Origin of the sequence: Sphingobium sp. B1D7B, from assembly GCF_025961965.1 — a bacterium.
Taxonomy (GTDB): domain Bacteria; phylum Pseudomonadota; class Alphaproteobacteria; order Sphingomonadales; family Sphingomonadaceae; genus Sphingobium.
On record NZ_JAOQOR010000001.1, the window covers coordinates 384,764 to 401,632 of the forward strand.

The following is a 16,869-nucleotide window of genomic DNA, read 5'->3' on the forward strand; positions in this document are numbered from 1 at the left end:
GCGACCTTAAGGGGTCGCACTGTCGCCCGCCTGCTCTATAAGTTGATCTATCAACACAAGCCGCAAGGACATCCATGACTGACGATCCCCTCGCCCTTCGCTACGATCATGTCTTCGACATCCGCATCAATTTCGACAAGCGCTGGGCGACTGGCGCCATCCATGCGGGCGGCCCCAATCACGGCTACACGTCCGTAGGCGAAGGCAGCACCGTCGAGGGGCCGCGCCTCAATGGCAAGCTGGTCGATTATAGCGGCGCAGACTGGCCGGTGGTCCGCACCGACAAGGTGGTGGAGCTCAATGCCCATTATATGATCGAGGCGGATGACGGCGCGCTGATCTATATCCGCAACCTTGGCTATGTGCACGGTCCGCTGGATCTACCGGATGGCACCAAGACATCGTCCTATTTCCGCTGCACGCCCTATTTCCGCGCGCCGGACGGGCCGCATGGCTGGCTCAACCGCACCGTGATCGTCGGCGTTGGGCAGCGTCGCCCGAAACTGACGCCGGACGACGCGCCGGACCATTCGCTGTTCCGCTATTACGCGATCATTTAACCGCGTCGGTCGACACCGGTTGCGAAAGCACGACCAGCTGCTCGCCGATCTTGGCGAGCAGCTGGTTGAGCGTCTCACACTCCTTGTCGGAGAGTTTCGCGGTCAGCAGTTCGTGGAAGGCTTTCCGTTCGGCCAGCGCCGCGCGGTATCGCTCCAGCCCCACGGCAGTCATCTTGAGAATGGGCGCCCGCCGGTCATGGGGGTTCTCCATGCGCAGCGTATAGCCCTTCTCTTCAAGGGTGCTGACGGCGCGGCTGACTTCAGCCCGGTCGACCCAGGCCATCTCGGCCACCTGCCGCACCGTTCCCCCCTGGTGCATCGTGGCGAGCCGCGCCATCACCCGCCATTCCGCATAGGTGATGTCCTCAATCTCGGCGAGATTGCGAATGGTCAGGCGATCCATGATCTTGGCGATCAGCGTCATCCGGAACGTCGGATAGTTGAGCTCATCAAGGTTCCAGCCGGGGAGCTGGACCTCGTCCGCCGCGCCTGCTTTACGACCGCTCACCTTCGACTGCACTTTCTCATCGCTCATCTTTCAAATCGCTGCCCCCTTGCCCGGCCCACGCCCCAGCGGTCAAGCTGCGGCGACGCGCCCCCAAGCCACGTCGCCAAACTCTTCCACTGCAACAATTGCGCGGCAAAAGCAATTCATTGAGTCATCAACAGTCTTGCGTCGCCGACTGGCCGGTCTATACCGTCTGCGCGCCGGCAAGCGCCTTTCGTCCCACCCCCTATTGCGCAGGCCCCATGACCAACGACGCCTCGACCACCCCATCGCAGCGACATTATGGCCCCGGCTATCGCGCCATGCTGCTGGCGCTGATCATGCTGGTCGCCGCCTTCGCCTATATCGACCGGGTGATCGTGCAGACGCTTGGGCAACCGATCAAGGAGGATCTTGGGCTCACCGATTTCCAGCTCGGGCTGCTGGGCGGGCTCGGCTTTGCCATCCTCTATTCCACGCTGGGCTTGCCGATCGCGCGCCTTGCGGAACGACGCGACCGGATCACGATCATTTCCGTCTCGGTGGGGCTGTTCTCGCTGATGAGCGCGCTGTGCGGGCTGTCGGCAAATTTCTGGCAGCTCTTCCTGTGCCGGATCGGCGTCGGCATCGGCGAGGCGGGCGTGCAGGCACCTAGCACCTCGCTCATCGGCGATCATTTCCCGCCGCATCAGCGCGGCTTCGCGATCACCATGATGCGGCTCGGCTCCCCGCTCGGCTCGTTCATCGGTGCGCTGGCGGCGGTGTGGATCGCCAAGGACCATGGCTGGCGGACCGCGATGATCGCGGTATGTGGTCCCGGCCTCATCGTCGCCCTCCTCTTCCGCCTGTTGCTGCGCGATCCGCCCAGAGGTTTAAGCGATGGCCTGAGCAACGGCGCCCGGCCGACCAGCAAAGCCGCGACGCCGCCCCCGCCGATGGGAGAGGTCATGAGCATGATGGCGCGCAAGGCGGTGTTCCGCAATCTGCTCATCGGCCTCGCCCTTTCTAGCATGGCGCTCTACGCCGGCGGTGCTTTCACGGCGCCGTTCTTCATGCGCGTCCATGATCTCTCGATCACGCAGGCCGGCGTCTATGTGGCGATCATCTCGTCCACGGCGGCCACGGCCGGCATGGTGCTGGGCGGCGTCGGGATCGACTTCATCGCCCGGCGCGGACAGCATTGGTATGCGCTGCTGCCCTTTTGTGGCATCGCCACCAGCGTGCCGCTCTATCTGATCGGCTATTCGCTGGGCAGTCCGCTGCCGGCGCTCGTCTGCCTGACCGTGGCCGGCGTCTTCCTGTTCTTCTATTCGGTGCCGACGTTGGTCGCCCTGCAGAACCTCGTCGCGCCCAATGCGCGGACGACGGCGGCCTTCATCTACTTCTTCATCGCCACGCTGGTCGGCGTTGGCCTCGGCCCGCCGATCATCGGCTTGGCGAGCGACATCTTCGCCGGTCTGGCAATGCCCGGCTTCAAGAGCGTCTGCACGGCCCCCCGCCTGACCGGCGCCTGCGCGACAGCCTCGGCCTGGGGTGTGCGCCACGCCCTGCTGGCCAGCATCGCGCTCTATGCGCTGGCTGCCTTCCATTATTGGCGCGCGGCCTGCGCGCTCAAGCGGGACGCCAGCCTATCGGCCTGATCGGACGTAGCCCTAAACCCTGAACCGAGCGCAATCGTCCTTTTCTTGCGGCAAGGGATTGCATCGCCCGAACAATCGACATAGTTGCGACTTACTCGCATTATCGATTCATTCAGGGGGCTGTCTTGTCTTTTCTCCGATCCGTTCTGCTGGCGTCCGTCGCGCTGTCCGCTGCCCCCGCTATGGCCCAGATGGAAGGCGCCCCGGCGGAAGCTGGCGCGGATAGCGACGACACGATCATCGTGACGGGCCGCGTTCAGCGCCTCTACCGCGCGGATGAGACGACGGTCGGCAAGGCCGCCGAAGACCCCATGAACATCCCGCAGGCCGTTCAGGTCATCAAGTCCGAGCTGTTTGCCGATCAGGGCGCGCGCGATGCGACCGACATCTATCGCAACATCTCCGGCGTGAGCGCCTTCAGCTACGCCGGTGTCACCTTCCGCGGTTTCCGGCAGGACCAGTCCTTCTACGATGGGCAGCGCGGCAACCCGTTCATCGGCTTTTCCGTGCCGCAATTGTTCAACATCGAGCGGGTGGAAGTGCTCAAGGGGCCGTCCGGCCTGTTCTTCGGCCCCGGTTCGCCCGGCGGCATCATCAACTATGTCTCCAAGACACCATCCGACAAGCGCGCGCTCAGCATGGTGGTGACCGGCGGCAATTACGACCGCGTCGGTATCTCCGCCGAGGCGACAGGGCCGATCGATGCCGAGGGCATCGTCACCTATCGCGTGGGTGGCTTCTATGAGTCCATGGACCCTTACCGGCTCAACACTCAGAACAAGTCGCGCATCGCCGACGCTGGCATCGCCATCAAGACCAATGAAGGCGGCAAGCTAACGCTGCAGGCGACCATCTATGACAATGAGCTGCGCGCCAATCGCCTGCGCGGCGTGCTCGTCGATGATGCCGGCAATTTCCTCACCGACATTCGCTGGAACGCCAATGAGCCGACCGACTTCCTGCACCTGACAAGCGAAGCCTATCAGGCGCGCTATCAAACCGCGATCGGCGAGCGGGTGACCTTCGATGCCGGCGTGCGTTACTTCACCGCGCGCGAGGTCCAGCAATATCATGAGCCGCGTGGGCTGGACCCCAACAATTCCGATCTTGTCCGCCGTGAGTTCCGCGACCAGATCCGCCCGGTCGATGGCCTGTCCTTCATGGCCAACGCCACAGCGCGTGTCGATCTGTTCGGCATGGAACATAAGTTCCAGGCGGGTGCGGACTGGTATGACGAGACGAACCTTCTCGACTCCCGCATCCTGCGGGCCGGGGTCAGCTCGCTCAGCCTCTCCAACCCGATCTACGGTGCAGGCAAGGGGGATGCCGCCCGCGCCGCCCTGCTGCCCTTCACCACCACCGACACACGCTCGAAGCGGCGCGGCGTCTATCTGCAGGACCAGATCAGCCTCACCGATGCGCTGCTGCTGGTCGGCGGGATGCGCTACGACTGGTTCCAGGACAAGGTGACGACCAGCACTGGCGGCACCGTCAGCAGTCGATCATCCTACACTGATAATGATATCAGCTTCCGCACCGGTCTGATCTTCAAACCCCGACCGGACGTTTCGACCTACGTAAGCTGGTCGCAGAGCTTCGAGCCGCAGAGCGCCGCCAGTCAGGACGCCAATGCGGGCGGCCCCTTCGCGCCGGTGACTGGCAATCAAATCGAAGGCGGTATCAAGACCGAGCTGCTCGACGGGCGCATTCAGGCGAATGCCGCTGTGTACCGGATCGTGCGGCGGAACATCCTGCAGGTCGATACCACCCGTGCGCCGGTCAACGGTGTCGATCAGTTGGCGCCCATCGGCGAAGTGACCAGCAAGGGGTTCGAGATCGACCTCGCCACGGACATCACGCCCAACTGGGTGTTGCTCGTCAACTATGGCTATAACGACGCCCGCATCACCGACACGGCCCCCGGCCAAGCCATTACCAATGCCGTCGGTGACCGGTTCGCCAATGCCCCGCGCCACAAGGTCGGCTTCTGGACGCGCTATCAGCTGCCCGTCATCGACACCGCTTTCGCCTTCGGCGGCGAGCATGTCTCGCGCCGCATCAGCCTATCCGGGCAGACGGTGAAGCCCTACACGATCTTCGACGCCTCGATCACCAAGGGGCTGGGCTTTGCCGAGGTGCTGCTGCGGGTGGATAACATCTTCGACACGGTCTACGCCGCCTCGGGCTTCAGCGCGCAGAGCGGGCACTTCCCCGGCGAGCCGCGCACCTTCCTCGCCGAGCTGCGGTTCAAGTTCTAAGCGTTCATGACAAGCGCCCGGAAGCCCAAACCCCGTTCGATCTGGTGGCGTGTCCATAGCTGGGCGGGGTTAAAGCTATCGATTTTCCTGACCTTCATTCTCGCGACCGGCACGCTGGCGGTGTTCGCGCATGAGATCGACTGGCTGGTGACTCCAGCCATGCGCGTCACCCAGCAGGATGGGCCCGTAGCAAGCTGGGGTGCGATTGCGCAGGCGGCCGCCCGCGCGGAGCCGGAGGGGCGGCTGCAGATGGTCCACGCCCCACTCGATCCCTGGTTCGCCGCGGAGGTGTGGGTGGACATGGGCAAGGGTTCGCCCCGCCGCGTCTATGTCGATCCCTGGGAAGCGCAGGTGACCGGCACCCATGGCTGGGCCAATGTCCACCGCTTCCTACGGCAGGTGCATCGCCACCTCATGCTGCCGACCAAGATCGGCATTCCCATCGTCAGCGCGCTCTCGCTGCTGCTACTGGCATCGCTCGTCACGGGTATCGTGACGTACAAGAAATGGTGGCGCGGCTTCTTCCGCGCGCCAAGACGCGGGGACTCACGACGCTTCCATGGCGACCTGCACCGCCTTGCCGGCCTGTGGTGCCTGTGGTTCGTCGCGCTCATCACGGTGACCGGGCTCTGGTATCTGGTCGAAACGCTCGGCGGTCGGGCGCCGGTGCCGGAGCTGCCCGAGGTCGCCGCCGCCACTGCGCCGCCGCCGACCGGCGCCGCGCTGGATCGGCTGGTCGCAGTCGCCCATGCGGCCAAGCCGACGCTCTCGATCAGGGAAATCCGCTTCACGCCGGACAATGGCGTCATCTTCCTCGGGCAGGATCAGGCCTGGCTAGTGCGGGACCGCGCCAATGGTGTCGCCGTCGATCCCTCCACCGGCCGCGTGACCGCCCTGCTCGATGGGCGCGACCTCAACGCCCATCAGCGTATCTCGGAAATGGCTGACCCGCTCCACTTCGGCGACCTCGGCGGCCTGCCGACCAAGATCGTCTGGTTCCTGTTCGGCGTGCTGATGACCGGCCTCTCGGTCACCGGGACAATCATCTACGCCCGCCGGCTGCAGAAGGCCGACGGCATGGAGGGCGGCGCCCTGCGCGCGGCCTGGGCAGGCATGGGCGTCTGGGCCTATATCGCCACCGCGCTCATCCTGCTGGCGCTGGTGCTGACGCCGGGCGCAATCGGCGGCGCAAGCTGAAGACGACCTGCATTGCCTAACAATTTTATGTAGCCAATGACCGCCCCGCGCGGCACTGTGCGCCCTATGAAGATCGTGAGAACAAGGGCGTTGCGAGTGAAGGCTGTTCGGAAAATCATCCTCTCCGGCATGATGGCTTTGGCGGGCGTCGCTGGCCTCAGCGCCTGCGCGACCAGTGGTCTGCCAAAGGCAGTGTCGAACGAGACGCCGCTCGGCTCTGGCCCATTTCCGGTGACCCCGTCCACCGATGCCCGCCTGCCCGATCACACGATCTATGATCCCCTGCGGGGGGGCACGCTGCCGAACCAGAAGCTCCCTATTGTGGTGTGGGGCGTTGGCGGCTGTCTGGACAAGGGCACGTGGTTCCGCTGGTTCCTCAGCGAGATCGCCTCCCACGGCTATCTCGTCGTGTCGAACGGCAAGATCGGCGCGCTGGAGGATCAGCGCTGGCGACCCGAGCCTGCCCCCAACCAAGGCCCGCCCGATCCGGCAACGGCACCGCCCGCCCCGACATCGGCCCGGCAGCTGATCGCCGCCATCGACTGGGCCATCGCCGAGAACAGCCGTGCCGGTAGCCCCTATCAGGGCCGCATCGACACGGCGAACATTGCGGTGATGGGCATGTCCTGCGGCGGCGTGCAGGCGATCGAGGCGGGTGCCGACAGGCGCGTGACCACCACCGTCGTGTGGAATATGGGCCTGTTCCCTGACGAGTCCGGCCTCAATGCCACCGCCGGCGGCAAGGCGCTGGTCAAGGCCGATCTGGCCAAGCTGCATGGTGCGGTCGCCTATATCAGCGGCGATGAGATGGATGTCGCCTTCCCCAACGCGAATGACGACTTCGCCCATCTGCCGAACATCCCGGCCCTGCGCGCCTATCGCAAGCAGACCCCGCATGAGGGCACCTATTGGGAGAAGAATGGCGGCGAGTTCGGCAAGGTGGCCGTCGCCTGGCTGGACTGGCGCCTCAAGGGCGATCCCCACGCGCGCGCCATGTTCGTCGGCACCGATTGCGGCCTGTGCCGCAACCCGCGCTGGGTCGTGCGGCAGAAGAACCTGCAATAGCGCAGCACCCGCTTGCGACGGTCACCAGACTTTCAAATGCTGAGGAAAGTGGTGCCCGGGGACGGAGTCGAACCGCCGACACTGCGATTTTCAGTCGCATGCTCTACCAACTGAGCTACCCGGGCACGGGGATCGCCTTTGGTGCAAGACCCGGCGAAAGAGCGTGCGCTATAAGCATGGTCGCGGGGGCATGTCCAGCCCCGTTTCGACCTTTTCCGTTCAAGAAAGTGACGGGAGAGGAAGATGCGCATTCTACCCGCATTTGGCCGGCCTTGCGCCCCGGTCAGCCCCGTGAACCGTCTTCATTGGCGGGCCCGGCACTGCCGCCTTCGCCATCCTCGTCATCATCGGTACGGACGGGGACGCGATAACCCTCGTCCATCCAGCCGATCAGATCACGGTCGCGGCAGCCGCGCGAGCAGAAGGGGCGAAATTCCTGCACGCTCGGCTGGCGGCACAAGGGGCAGACATTCTTAATGGGCATGATGCGCCCCCAGCGCCAGGGCGTCGTCGATGCGCAGGTCCAGCGACCCGCCGCGCCGGCGCTCCAGCAGCTTGATCCAGTCCGGATGAGTGCGGATATCCTTGGCCACCGCAGCCGGCACCGTCAGCACGACCGGCCCGCCTCCTCCGCCGGCCGTCTCTTGCCGCTCGGCCGCGCGTAGCGCCGCCATGCTCGCCGCGCGCACCGGGTCGGCGCGCAGCAGTTCCATGAGCGAGGGCCGCTCGCGCTTGCGGATGATCTGCACGAAGCCAAAGCCGTTGACCGCCGTGCGCTCGAAGGGCTGGGGCAGATATTTGTCGATCTGCGCCGCCGCGATCAGGCGCTCGTCCTTGTTATTCATCGTCGGCAGATCGATGCCGATGGAGCCGGATATGCCCATGCGCGCAATGGCCTGTGCCGCGAGCTTGGCGCCTTTGGGGCCGAGCTGGGCAGGCGGCGCGGCGCCGTCCACATCGATGAGCGTCATCGCCGGCGTCGGGAAGATGCGCAACGCGGCATCCTCGGCGCCGACCTCACCGCTCATCGCCTCGGCCAGCAACTCGCTCCAGCCGGCCGCTTCCATGCGGTCGGCCTCATGCGCCGGGCATGGCACGATCGGCACGCCGCTCGCCTGCAGGCGCTGGAGCAGGCTCGGCCCGGGACCGGCCTGTACGCCGGGCTGCGCGATGCGCCCCTTGGCCAGCTTCTCGCGCGCCTCGTCCAGCCCCGGCTCGGCGATAGCCTCGCGCAGGATCTCGACGCGCACCGGCGCGCCTTCCGCCACCTTGGGCGGGATCGGCTCGATCAGGACCATCTCGCCGCTATCCAGCCGCGCGATGCCGCGCTTGCGGGCGATGAGCGTGCGCACCAGCCGCCCTGAATGAATGCCGCCTGCGCGGGCGCGCTTGTCTTCCCGCTCGATCTGAGCCTCGACGATCCGCCCGCCCCTCACCAGCGCGGCGCGCGCCTCGCCAATGCCCTCTTCATACAGCCAGTGGAGCGTCGTGGGTGTATCAGTCACAAGAATAGCCTGCTGAAAGGAGGAGCGTGCGCGTTTCGTAGAGCGGCAGGCCGATCACGCCGGACGGGCTGCCGGAGAGGGCGCGAATCAGTCCCGCCGCGCGTCCCTGAATGGCATAGCCACCCGCCTTGCCGTCCCACTCGCCACTGGCGAGATAGGCATCGATCTCCTGCGGGTGCAGGCGCTTGAAGGTGACGGTGCTGGTCGAGAGCTTGTGGCGCGCCTTGCCCTCAGCATCGATCAGCGTGACCGCACTCAGCACGCGATGGCGCCGGCCGGAAAGCAGCGTCAGGCAAATACGGGCGGTCGCCTCATCCTCCGCCTTGGGGAGAATGCGCCGCCCGCAGGCGACCACCGTATCGCCGCTCAGCACCAGCGCGCCGGGATGACGCGCCGCCACCGCCGCGCCCTTCTGCGCGGCCATGCGCGCGGCATAGGGCGCCGGCAGCTCGGTCTTGCCCGGCGTTTCGTCGATGTCGGCAGGGTCCACGCCATCGGGCGTCACGCCGATCTGGGCGAGAAGGTCCAGTCGGCGCGGCGAGGCGGATGCGAGAATGAGGCGCATGGAGTCGCCTGTCCGGCTACCGCGGGGCGGAGACGCCACCGCGCTGCCGATCAGGGCTGGCCGGGGCCAGGGCCGCCGCGGCCGGGCATGTAGCGATAGGTGATCCGGCCCTTGGTCAGGTCATAGGGCGTCAGCTCGACCAGCACTTCGTCACCGACGAGCACGCGGATGCGGTTCTTGCGCATCTTGCCTGCGGTGTGACCGAGGATTTCGTGATCATTTTCCAGACGGACGCGGAACATGGCGTTGGGCAGCAGCTCAACCACCTGCCCGCGCATCTCGAGGAGTTCTTCTTTGGCCATAATCTTCCAGTTTTTCGCGAATGGCGCCCCATAGCCGCAAAAGCGCGGATTGGGAAGCGATTGAGCCGTCCGGTGAATTTCAGCGCGTGTGCCAGTTCGGGCGGGTATCCACCGCGTCCGCAATGACGGAGAAAGCCTGCGCAATCTCGGCCGGCGTCGTACGATAAGGCGGCATGAGATAAATGGTGTTGCCGAGCGGCCGTAGCAAGAGCCCCTGCGCCAGCGCATGCGCCCGCAAGCGGGGGGCGACGTCCGACAGATAGCCGCCATCGGGCACCACCATGTCGATGGCCGCAATGGCACCGATCCGCCGGGGGTTGTGCAGGCGGCCACGGCCGGCGAGCGTTGCCAGCCCTTCATCAAGGGCCAAGCCCAGCGCGGCGATGCGCCCCGGCACATCCTCGTCTCGCCAGATCGCCAGATTGGCATTGGCCGCCGCGCAGCAGACCGGGTTGGCCGTGAAACTCGATGAGTGAAAGAACATCGTCGCGCGGTCCATGCTGCGGTGCGACTCGAAAATTGCTGCGCTGGCCAACGTCGCCGCTAAGGGGACTGCGCCTCCGGTCAGCCCCTTGGCCAGGCAGAGGATATCCGGCGCCACGCCGGCCTGTTCGCATGCGAAGAGCGTGCCGGTGCGGCCCCAGCCGGTCATCACTTCATCCACGATGAAGAGCACATCATGCTGCGCACAAATTTCGGCAAAGGCGCGGAGTGTTTCGGGCGGATAGAACAGCATCCCGCCGGCCCCGAGCACCAGCGGCTCGACAATGAACGCCGCAGGCTTCCCGCCCGTCCGGCACAGCCGCTCCAGTGCATCGAGGCTGGCCTGTACCTGCCCTTGCGCGGGAAAGGGCACCGTCTCCGCGTCGAACAGCAGCGGTGCATAAGCGCGATTGAACACGCCGCGCTCGCCCACCGACATCGTGCCAATGGTATCGCCATGATAGCTATGCTCGAGCACCAACAGGCGGTGCCGCGCCTCGCCGCGATTGTGCCAATGGCCGAGCGCCATTTTGAGCGCCACCTCGACAGCCGTCGACCCACTGTCCGAGAAGAATACATGATCCAGGCCGGGCGGGGTCAGCGCCACCAGCGACCGGGCCAGCGCCTCCGCCTGCGGGTGGGTGTAGCCCGCGAAGATCATCTGATCGAGCGTGCCCGCCTGCGCCGCGATGGCCGCCGCGATGCGCGGTTCGCAATGGCCGTGGGTGATGACCCACCAGCTTGAGATGCCGTCGAGCAGTCGATGGCCGTCATTGCAGGTCAGCCAAGCCCCGGAGGCGGAGACGATCTGCGGGATGGGCTCGCCGAGCCCGTGCTGCGTGAACGGATGCCAAACAGGGGAGGTCATGATGCCATGCCCATCGCCGTGCGCACCCCGGCCAGATCAATATGCGCGTGCATGGCCTGCCGCAGATGCGCGGCATCGAGCGGGTCCAGCATCGGCAGGCGGCCGAAGCTGCGCACACCGGTGAGCGCCGGCACGATCGTCTCATTGTCGGGATGTGCCTCCCCGACGAAGATCAGCCCGGCAATGGGGATGGACCGCCCCTTCAGAGCTTCGATGCTCAGCAGGCTATGGTTGATCGTGCCCAGCCCCGTCCGCGCGACGAGCAACACCGGCGCGCCCCAGCCCGCGAACAGGTCGATCATCAACATCGGCGGATCGCGGCGGACGGGCACCATCAAGCCGCCGGCGCCCTCGACGATCAGCGGACGCGCGGACGGGAGGGCGAGACGGGACGGGTCCAGCACAAGCCCTTCCCGCTCGGCGGCCAGATGCGGCGAGGCCGGGAGCGCCAATCGATACGCCTCCGGCAGGCATCGATCCGGCGCGACGCCGAGCGCCACGGCATCCGCACTGTCCGTGCCATCGGCCGTGCCGGCCTGGATCGGCTTCCAGTAGGAGGCGCCGAGAGCAGCAGCGAGGCCGGCCGCAACCACCGTCTTGCCGATGCCGGTATCGGTGCCCGACACAATGAGGGCGCCGCTCATGCCGGCACCTGTCGGAGCGCTTGCTGCAAGGCTTCCCCCAGTTCTGCGATGATCTCCTCATCGACATTCAGCGTGAGCGACAGGCGCAGGCGCGCGGTGCCGCGCGGCACCGTGGGCGGGCGGATACCGCGCACATCGAACCCGGCCTGCTGCAGCAAGGCCGCAACCTGCATCGTCCGCGCATCGTCCCCCAGCACGATCGGCAGGACCTGGCTGGCAGGCGCGGGAAGCCCCAGCGGCGCGCATAAATGCTGCGCAGCATGATCGATCAGATCGCTCAGGCGGGCGCGCAGATCGTCGCCCTCCAGACTGCGCGCCAGCGCGGCCTGCACCGCAACCGCCATCAGCGGCGATGGCGCCGTCGAGAAGACGAAGCTGCGCCCGCGATTGACCAGCAGATCGATGATCGGCCGCGTGGCCGTCACCAGCGCCCCCTCCGCGCCCAGCCCCTTGCCGCAGGTGTGGAGCGCAATGACATTCTCCGCCGACTCAAGATGCGCGCCCAGGCCCCGCCCGCCCGGCCCGTGAACGGCGGTCGCGTGTGCCTCGTCCAGCACCAGCATCGCATCATGTCGCGCGGCGACAGCGGCAAGGTCATCGACCGGCGCCCTGTCACCGTCCATGGAATAGAGCGTTTCGGCGACGATCCACACCCGCCCCGTGCCCCCCTCGCGCCGCCAACCGGCAATGGCATCGGCAAAGGCGTCGGCATCATTATGCTGCGCCAGCACGGAGCGGGCCTTGCCGAGCTTCATCCCGTCATGGGCGCTGGCGTGAATGAGCGCATCCGCGACGACAAGATCGCCCGGACCCGGCAGGCCGGCAAGAATGGCGATGTTCGCGGCAAAGCCATTGGCCAAAAACAAAGCCGCCTCGCTGCCGAATATCTGCGCGGCCTGCACCTCCAGTGCCTCATGCTCCGGCGCATTGCCGCGCAGCAGCCGCGACCCGCCCGAGCCGACCGGCACACCCCGCGCCAGCGCATCAGCCACCGCAGCCGCAATCGCCGGATCGCCGGCAAGGCCGAGATAGTCGTTGGACGCGAAATCATGGCCAGCGCGCGGCATGAGCCGTCGCCGGCGTGCGCGACGCTCCAGCGCGTCAAGCTGGGACTGGAAGGAGGCAAGCGCAGAAGACATGGCCGGCGCTATAGCGTCGGCGCCTCCGGCTCGCCAGCATCGCGGAGAGGGCCCATCGGCCAAGACGTGAAAAGCCCGCCCGGACAGGATCCGGACGGGCTTTCCTCCTCTCCCGTTTCCGGGATTGTGCGCCGGGATCTTTACATCGCCCCGTGCGCCAGCGCGGCGAGCAGAAGCAGCGCCACGATATTGGTGATCTTGATCATCGGGTTGACCGCCGGGCCGGCCGTATCCTTGTAGGGATCGCCCACCGTGTCGCCGGTGACAGCCGCCTTGTGGGCCTCGGAGCCCTTGCCGCCATGATGGCCATCCTCGATATATTTCTTGGCATTGTCCCAGGCGCCGCCGCCACTCGTCATCGAGATAGCGACGAACAGCCCAGAAACGATCACGCCAAGCAGCAGCGCGCCCAGCGCCGCGAAGCCCTGCGCCTGCCCCGCCACGGCGGTGATGATGAAATAGACCGCGATGGGCGTCAGCACCGGCAGGAGCGAGGGAATGATCATTTCCTTGATCGCCGCCTTGGTCACGATGTCTACGGTGCGGGCATAATTGGGTCGGGACGTGCCCGCCATGATGCCCGAATCGCTGCGGAACTGCTCACGCACATCCTCGACCACCGCGCCCGCTGCCCGACCCACGGCAGTCATGCCGAATGCGCCGAACAGATAGGGCAGCAACGCCCCCAGCAGCAGACCCACGATGACGTAGGGATTGCTCAGGGAGAAATCGACCGCGATGTCCGGGAAGTAGATTTCCAGATCCGCCGTGTACGCCCCGAACAGCACCAGTGCGGCCAGCGCCGCCGAACCGATGGCATAGCCCTTGGTCACCGCCTTGGTGGTGTTACCCACGGCATCGAGCGCATCGGTGCGGTGGCGCACATCATCGGGCAAGCCCGCCATTTCCGCGATGCCGCCGGCATTGTCGGTCACCGGACCATAAGCATCGAGCGCGACGACCATGCCGGCCAGTGCCAACAGCGAGGTAGCCGCGAAGGCCACGCCGATGATCCCGGCGATCTGGTAGGTTGCGATCACCGCGATGGTGATGACCAACGTCGGCAGCGCCGTCGATTCCAGGCTGATCGCCAGACCCTGGATCACATTGGTGCCATGGCCCGTGACGCTCGCCTTGGCGATGGACTTGACCGGGCGATAGTTGGTGCCGGTGTAATATTCCGTGATCCACACCAGCAGGCCGGTGACGATCAGGCCGATCAACATGCACCAGAACAGCGCCATGCCGGTATAGCCACCGGTGCCATCCAGCCCCGCGCCGATCGCCATATCCATGTCGCCCAGCACGCGGTTGGTGACATAATAGATGCCGAGCACCGAGAGGCCCGCCGTCACCCAGAAGCCCTTGTAGAGCGCGCCCATGATGTTCTGCGACTTGCCCAGCCGCACGAAATAGGTGCCGATGATCGAGGTGATGATGCAGATGCCGCCGACGACCAGCGGCAGTGACATCAGCGCCATGAGTTGCGCAGACGGCGCATCGACCAGCAGCGCGATGGAGACCATGGTGAGGCCGAGCGTCACCACATAGGTCTCGAACAGATCGGCGGCCATGCCGGCGCAGTCGCCGACATTGTCGCCGACATTGTCCGCAATGACCGCCGGATTGCGCGGATCGTCCTCGGGAATGCCGGCCTCGACCTTGCCGACGAGATCGGCGCCCACATCGGCCGCCTTGGTGAAGATGCCGCCGCCCAGCCGCGCGAAGATGGAGATGAGCGAGGCACCGAAGGCCAGCGCCGTCAGCGCTGCGATGATCGAGCGATCATTGGGCGCGAGGCCGCCCGGCCCGGTCAGATACCAGAACGTCCCGGCGATGGAGAGCAGGCCGAGGCCCGCCACGAGCATGCCGGTAACCGCGCCGGACCGGAAGGCCAGCGTCAGCCCGCCCTGCAGGGATTCGCTCGCGGCCTGCGCGGTGCGGACATTGGCTCGCACGGAAATGTTCATGCCGACATAGCCGGCGACGCCCGAGAGCACCGCACCGATCAGGAATGAGACGGTGGAGAGCAGACCGAGCGTGAAGAAGAGAATGATGGCGACGATGACGCCGACGATAGCGATGGTGGTATATTGTCGCCCGAGATAGGCTTTGGCGCCTTCCTGAATGGCACCCGCAATTTCCTGCATCCTGGCACTACCGGCCGGCGCGCTCAGCACCTGGCGACTGGTCACCAGACCATAGATCACGGCAAGCAGGCCGCAACCAATGGCGATCAAGACCGAGGTCATATCGCGTTCTCCCCTGTGACGGTGCCCGGGCGTTGACCGCCCATGTTCGGCTTTGGAGCGGAAGGTAAACCGCTCTCCCGTGCCGTCAAGCGGTTAAACGGAGGGGACGATTGGGAGGCGACCCTCACTCACCTTACCCCCGTTCGCATCGAGCGAAGTCGAGATGCCGCAAGCCCCGCTTACTGGGCGGGGTGTCTCGACTTCAGCTTACGGCTGAAGTTTATCCTGAGCGCGCGCCCTGCGGGCAGTCGAAGGCCTCGACACGAACGGGGCCAGGAATAAGGCCGTAACAGCTCACGAACAGGTCGCCGGCCTTGCGATCAGCCCAACGGCCGCACTCCCCTAATCCGTTCGTCCTGAGTAACCATTGAGCCTGTCGAAATGGCGTATCGAAGGACCGCTGGCGGCGCGATGCTTCGATACGGCGCCTCGATACGCGCCACGGCGCTACTCAGAGCCTACTCAGCACGAACGGAGGCAAGAGCGACCGTCGATCCCTAGCCGTGCTCGTAACCCAGCCGCGCCGGCAACGGCACTGCCTTGCCATCCAGCCGCACCGTCAGCCCCTCGCCATGCTTGAACCGCCCGACCTCCAGCAGTCCGCGCGGCGGCGCCAGCGTGCCGGGCAAGGCAACGAGCAGCACATAATCATCGCCGGCCGTCGCAGCAGCCAGCCGCGCCTCGATGCCGTTCCCGCGCAGCGACACATAGGCATCCGACAGCGGCACCTGATTGATCTCTACCGCGCAATCGCTGGCCAGCGCCATGCGCTGCGCGTCGATCAGCAACCCGTCGGAGACGTCCATCATCGCATGCGCCTGCGACGAGAGTGTCTGCCCGAGCGTGATATGCGGCGTGGGCACGCGATAGGCACGGATCAGTTCCGCCGGCTCCTTCAACCCCTCATCGAGCAAAGCGAGCCCAGCCCCTGCATCGCCGATCGGGCCGGAAACGAACAAGCGGTCGCCCGGTCGTGCGCCGGTGCGCGCCGGCACCTGTTCATGTGCGGGCACCTCGCCCATGGCGGTCAGGCTAAGCACGCGCGGCGCGCCCGCCGGCAGCTTTACGGTATCGCCGCCGATGAGGTGCATTCCGAAGCTGCGCAGCGCCCGCCCCAGCCCGTCCAGAAACGCCTCGTCCCAGCCGGGCTGACCCGTCAGTCCATAGTTTAGCAGGCAGGCAACAGGCACGGCGCCCTTGGAGGCGAGATCGGAGAGGTTGACCGCCGCCAGCTTCCAGCCGACGGTCTCGGGTGGATCGTCGGCGCGGAAATGCACGCCTTCGACCATCGTGTCGCTGGTGATGACGAGTTGCTGCCCCATGGTGGGCATCACCGCGACATCGTCCATCAGGCCGCGCGCCGCGGGGTCGCTCGCCATGGCGCGCAGACGGCGGAGAAGGTCCGCCTCCGCGCTCATCTTAGCTGCGCACGCTCTTGGCGATGCCGTCGAGCAGGCCGTTGACGAAGCCGGCCTCGCGCTTGTCGTAGAAGGCGTGGGCGACATCGACATATTCGCTGATGACGCTCGCCGTCGGCACATCGGCGCGGGCAAGCAGCTCATAGGTGCCGGCGCGCAGGATCTGCCGCATTGGCTTGTCGAGGCGCTCCATCGACCAGCCCTTGGCCAGCCGATCGATGATATGCTGGTCGATCTCGTCGCGGCGCGCGTCCACGCCCTTCACCACATCATCGAAGAAGGCCTGTTCGGCCGGGTGATAGGTCACGTCCTCGATGGTTGCGCCGAGGCGGTGCTGATGGAACTCGTGGAGGAGCAGCGGCAGAGGCGTGCTTTCCATCTCCTGCTGATAGAGCGCCTGCACGGCCGCCAGCCGCGCCGCAGAGCGGGACTTTGATTTCGTTGGCTTCATTGCGTCCTTCATATCGGTTCGGGCGCGCGATGGAT

16 protein-coding genes and 1 tRNA gene are annotated in these 16,869 nt (G+C 66.0%); 5 read left to right on the plus strand and 12 right to left on the minus strand.

Translation table 11 applies throughout. From position 1 onward, the window contains the following. The first annotated feature begins 74 nt into the window (after positions 1-74). Positions 75-560 carry a DUF3237 domain-containing protein gene (locus tag M2336_RS01740; protein WP_181558549.1) on the plus strand — a complete coding sequence of 162 codons (486 nt, stop codon included), beginning with the start codon at positions 75-77 and terminating at the stop codon, positions 558-560. On the opposite strand, the gene M2336_RS01745 is transcribed toward M2336_RS01740, so the two are convergent. Next, positions 553-1,095, minus strand: a complete 543-nt coding sequence (locus M2336_RS01745) for a MarR family winged helix-turn-helix transcriptional regulator (protein WP_264573740.1) — start codon at positions 1,093-1,095, stop codon at positions 553-555. The genes M2336_RS01740 and M2336_RS01745 overlap by 8 nt on opposite strands. A gap of 215 nt (positions 1,096-1,310) precedes the next feature. On the opposite strand from M2336_RS01745, the gene M2336_RS01750 reads away from it, so the two are divergent. The 4 genes from M2336_RS01750 (at position 1,311) to M2336_RS01765 (ending at position 7,207) form a co-directional block, all read left to right on the plus strand. Continuing rightward, positions 1,311-2,687: a spinster family MFS transporter gene (locus M2336_RS01750; RefSeq protein WP_264573741.1), complete on the plus strand. Its 1,377-nt coding sequence runs from the start codon at positions 1,311-1,313 to the stop codon at positions 2,685-2,687. 125 nt (positions 2,688-2,812) lie between these two features. Then, positions 2,813-4,945, plus strand: coding sequence for a TonB-dependent siderophore receptor (locus M2336_RS01755; RefSeq protein ID WP_264573742.1), 2,133 nt, complete (start codon positions 2,813-2,815; stop codon positions 4,943-4,945). A 6-nt stretch (positions 4,946-4,951) separates the two neighbouring features. Then, a complete protein-coding gene (locus M2336_RS01760; RefSeq protein ID WP_264573743.1) occupies positions 4,952-6,142 on the plus strand; it encodes a PepSY-associated TM helix domain-containing protein in 1,191 nt (396 codons plus the stop codon). Positions 6,143-6,238: 96 nt separating this feature from the next. Continuing rightward, positions 6,239-7,207: a hypothetical protein gene (locus M2336_RS01765; protein ID WP_264573744.1), complete on the plus strand. Its 969-nt coding sequence runs from the start codon at positions 6,239-6,241 to the stop codon at positions 7,205-7,207. Positions 7,208-7,256: 49 nt separating this feature from the next. On the opposite strand, the gene M2336_RS01770 is transcribed toward M2336_RS01765, so the two are convergent. The 11 genes from M2336_RS01770 to nusB all read right to left on the minus strand — a co-directional run bounded on the left by M2336_RS01770 (position 7,257) and on the right by nusB (position 16,834). Next, positions 7,257-7,332 (minus strand) — tRNA-Phe (locus M2336_RS01770). 158 nt (positions 7,333-7,490) lie between these two features. Further along, positions 7,491-7,691, minus strand: coding sequence for a DNA gyrase inhibitor YacG (locus M2336_RS01775; protein ID WP_264573745.1), 201 nt, complete (start codon positions 7,689-7,691; stop codon positions 7,491-7,493). Next, on the minus strand, positions 7,681-8,718 hold the full coding sequence (locus M2336_RS01780; protein ID WP_264574931.1) for a ribonuclease: 1,038 nt from the start codon (positions 8,716-8,718) through the stop codon (positions 7,681-7,683). The genes M2336_RS01775 and M2336_RS01780 overlap by 11 nt, the downstream gene beginning before the upstream one ends. After that, positions 8,705-9,277, minus strand: coding sequence for a Maf family protein (locus M2336_RS01785; RefSeq protein ID WP_264573746.1), 573 nt, complete (start codon positions 9,275-9,277; stop codon positions 8,705-8,707). Before M2336_RS01785 ends, M2336_RS01780 begins: the two co-directional genes overlap by 14 nt. A gap of 50 nt (positions 9,278-9,327) precedes the next feature. After that, on the minus strand, positions 9,328-9,579 hold the full coding sequence (gene infA / locus M2336_RS01790; protein WP_181558542.1) for a translation initiation factor IF-1: 252 nt from the start codon (positions 9,577-9,579) through the stop codon (positions 9,328-9,330). A gap of 79 nt (positions 9,580-9,658) precedes the next feature. Beyond that, positions 9,659-10,930 carry an adenosylmethionine--8-amino-7-oxononanoate transaminase gene (locus M2336_RS01795; protein ID WP_264573747.1) on the minus strand — a complete coding sequence of 424 codons (1,272 nt, stop codon included), beginning with the start codon at positions 10,928-10,930 and terminating at the stop codon, positions 9,659-9,661. Further along, entirely contained in the window at positions 10,927-11,574 is a 648-nt protein-coding gene (bioD, locus tag M2336_RS01800; RefSeq protein WP_264573748.1) for a dethiobiotin synthase, read from the minus strand. The genes M2336_RS01795 and bioD overlap by 4 nt, the downstream gene beginning before the upstream one ends. Then, positions 11,571-12,713 carry an 8-amino-7-oxononanoate synthase gene (locus M2336_RS01805; RefSeq protein WP_264573749.1) on the minus strand — a complete coding sequence of 381 codons (1,143 nt, stop codon included), beginning with the start codon at positions 12,711-12,713 and terminating at the stop codon, positions 11,571-11,573. Before M2336_RS01805 ends, bioD begins: the two co-directional genes overlap by 4 nt. A 140-nt stretch (positions 12,714-12,853) precedes the next feature. After that, positions 12,854-14,965: a sodium-translocating pyrophosphatase gene (locus M2336_RS01810; protein ID WP_264573750.1), complete on the minus strand. Its 2,112-nt coding sequence runs from the start codon at positions 14,963-14,965 to the stop codon at positions 12,854-12,856. A 497-nt stretch (positions 14,966-15,462) separates the two neighbouring features. Beyond that, a complete protein-coding gene (gene thiL / locus M2336_RS01815) occupies positions 15,463-16,383 on the minus strand; it encodes a thiamine-phosphate kinase (RefSeq protein ID WP_264592518.1) in 921 nt (306 codons plus the stop codon). 1 nt (position 16,384) lies between these two features. Beyond that, positions 16,385-16,834: a transcription antitermination factor NusB gene (nusB, locus tag M2336_RS01820; protein WP_264571892.1), complete on the minus strand. Its 450-nt coding sequence runs from the start codon at positions 16,832-16,834 to the stop codon at positions 16,385-16,387. Positions 16,835-16,869 lie beyond the last annotated feature (35 nt).

What these genes read in the sequence shown, in the direction of transcription:
- infA (WP_181558542.1), bottom strand. Translation starts at nt 9,579, where the DNA reads ATGGCCAAAGAAGAACTCCTCGAGATGCGCGGGCAGGTGGTTGAGCTG.
- M2336_RS01785 (WP_264573746.1), bottom strand. Translation starts at nt 9,277, where the DNA reads ATGCGCCTCATTCTCGCATCCGCCTCGCCGCGCCGACTGGACCTTCTC.
- M2336_RS01760 (WP_264573743.1), top strand. Translation starts at nt 4,952, where the DNA reads ATGACAAGCGCCCGGAAGCCCAAACCCCGTTCGATCTGGTGGCGTGTC.
- nusB (WP_264571892.1), bottom strand. Translation starts at nt 16,834, where the DNA reads ATGAAGCCAACGAAATCAAAGTCCCGCTCTGCGGCGCGGCTGGCGGCC.
- M2336_RS01750 (WP_264573741.1), top strand. Translation starts at nt 1,311, where the DNA reads ATGACCAACGACGCCTCGACCACCCCATCGCAGCGACATTATGGCCCC.
- M2336_RS01740 (WP_181558549.1), top strand. Translation starts at nt 75, where the DNA reads ATGACTGACGATCCCCTCGCCCTTCGCTACGATCATGTCTTCGACATC.
- M2336_RS01795 (WP_264573747.1), bottom strand. Translation starts at nt 10,930, where the DNA reads ATGACCTCCCCTGTTTGGCATCCGTTCACGCAGCACGGGCTCGGCGAG.
- M2336_RS01745 (WP_264573740.1), bottom strand. Translation starts at nt 1,095, where the DNA reads ATGAGCGATGAGAAAGTGCAGTCGAAGGTGAGCGGTCGTAAAGCAGGC.
- M2336_RS01775 (WP_264573745.1), bottom strand. Translation starts at nt 7,691, where the DNA reads ATGCCCATTAAGAATGTCTGCCCCTTGTGCCGCCAGCCGAGCGTGCAG.
- M2336_RS01805 (WP_264573749.1), bottom strand. Translation starts at nt 12,713, where the DNA reads ATGTCTTCTGCGCTTGCCTCCTTCCAGTCCCAGCTTGACGCGCTGGAG.
- bioD (WP_264573748.1), bottom strand. Translation starts at nt 11,574, where the DNA reads ATGAGCGGCGCCCTCATTGTGTCGGGCACCGATACCGGCATCGGCAAG.
- M2336_RS01810 (WP_264573750.1), bottom strand. Translation starts at nt 14,965, where the DNA reads ATGACCTCGGTCTTGATCGCCATTGGTTGCGGCCTGCTTGCCGTGATC.
- thiL (WP_264592518.1), bottom strand. Translation starts at nt 16,383, where the DNA reads ATGAGCGCGGAGGCGGACCTTCTCCGCCGTCTGCGCGCCATGGCGAGC.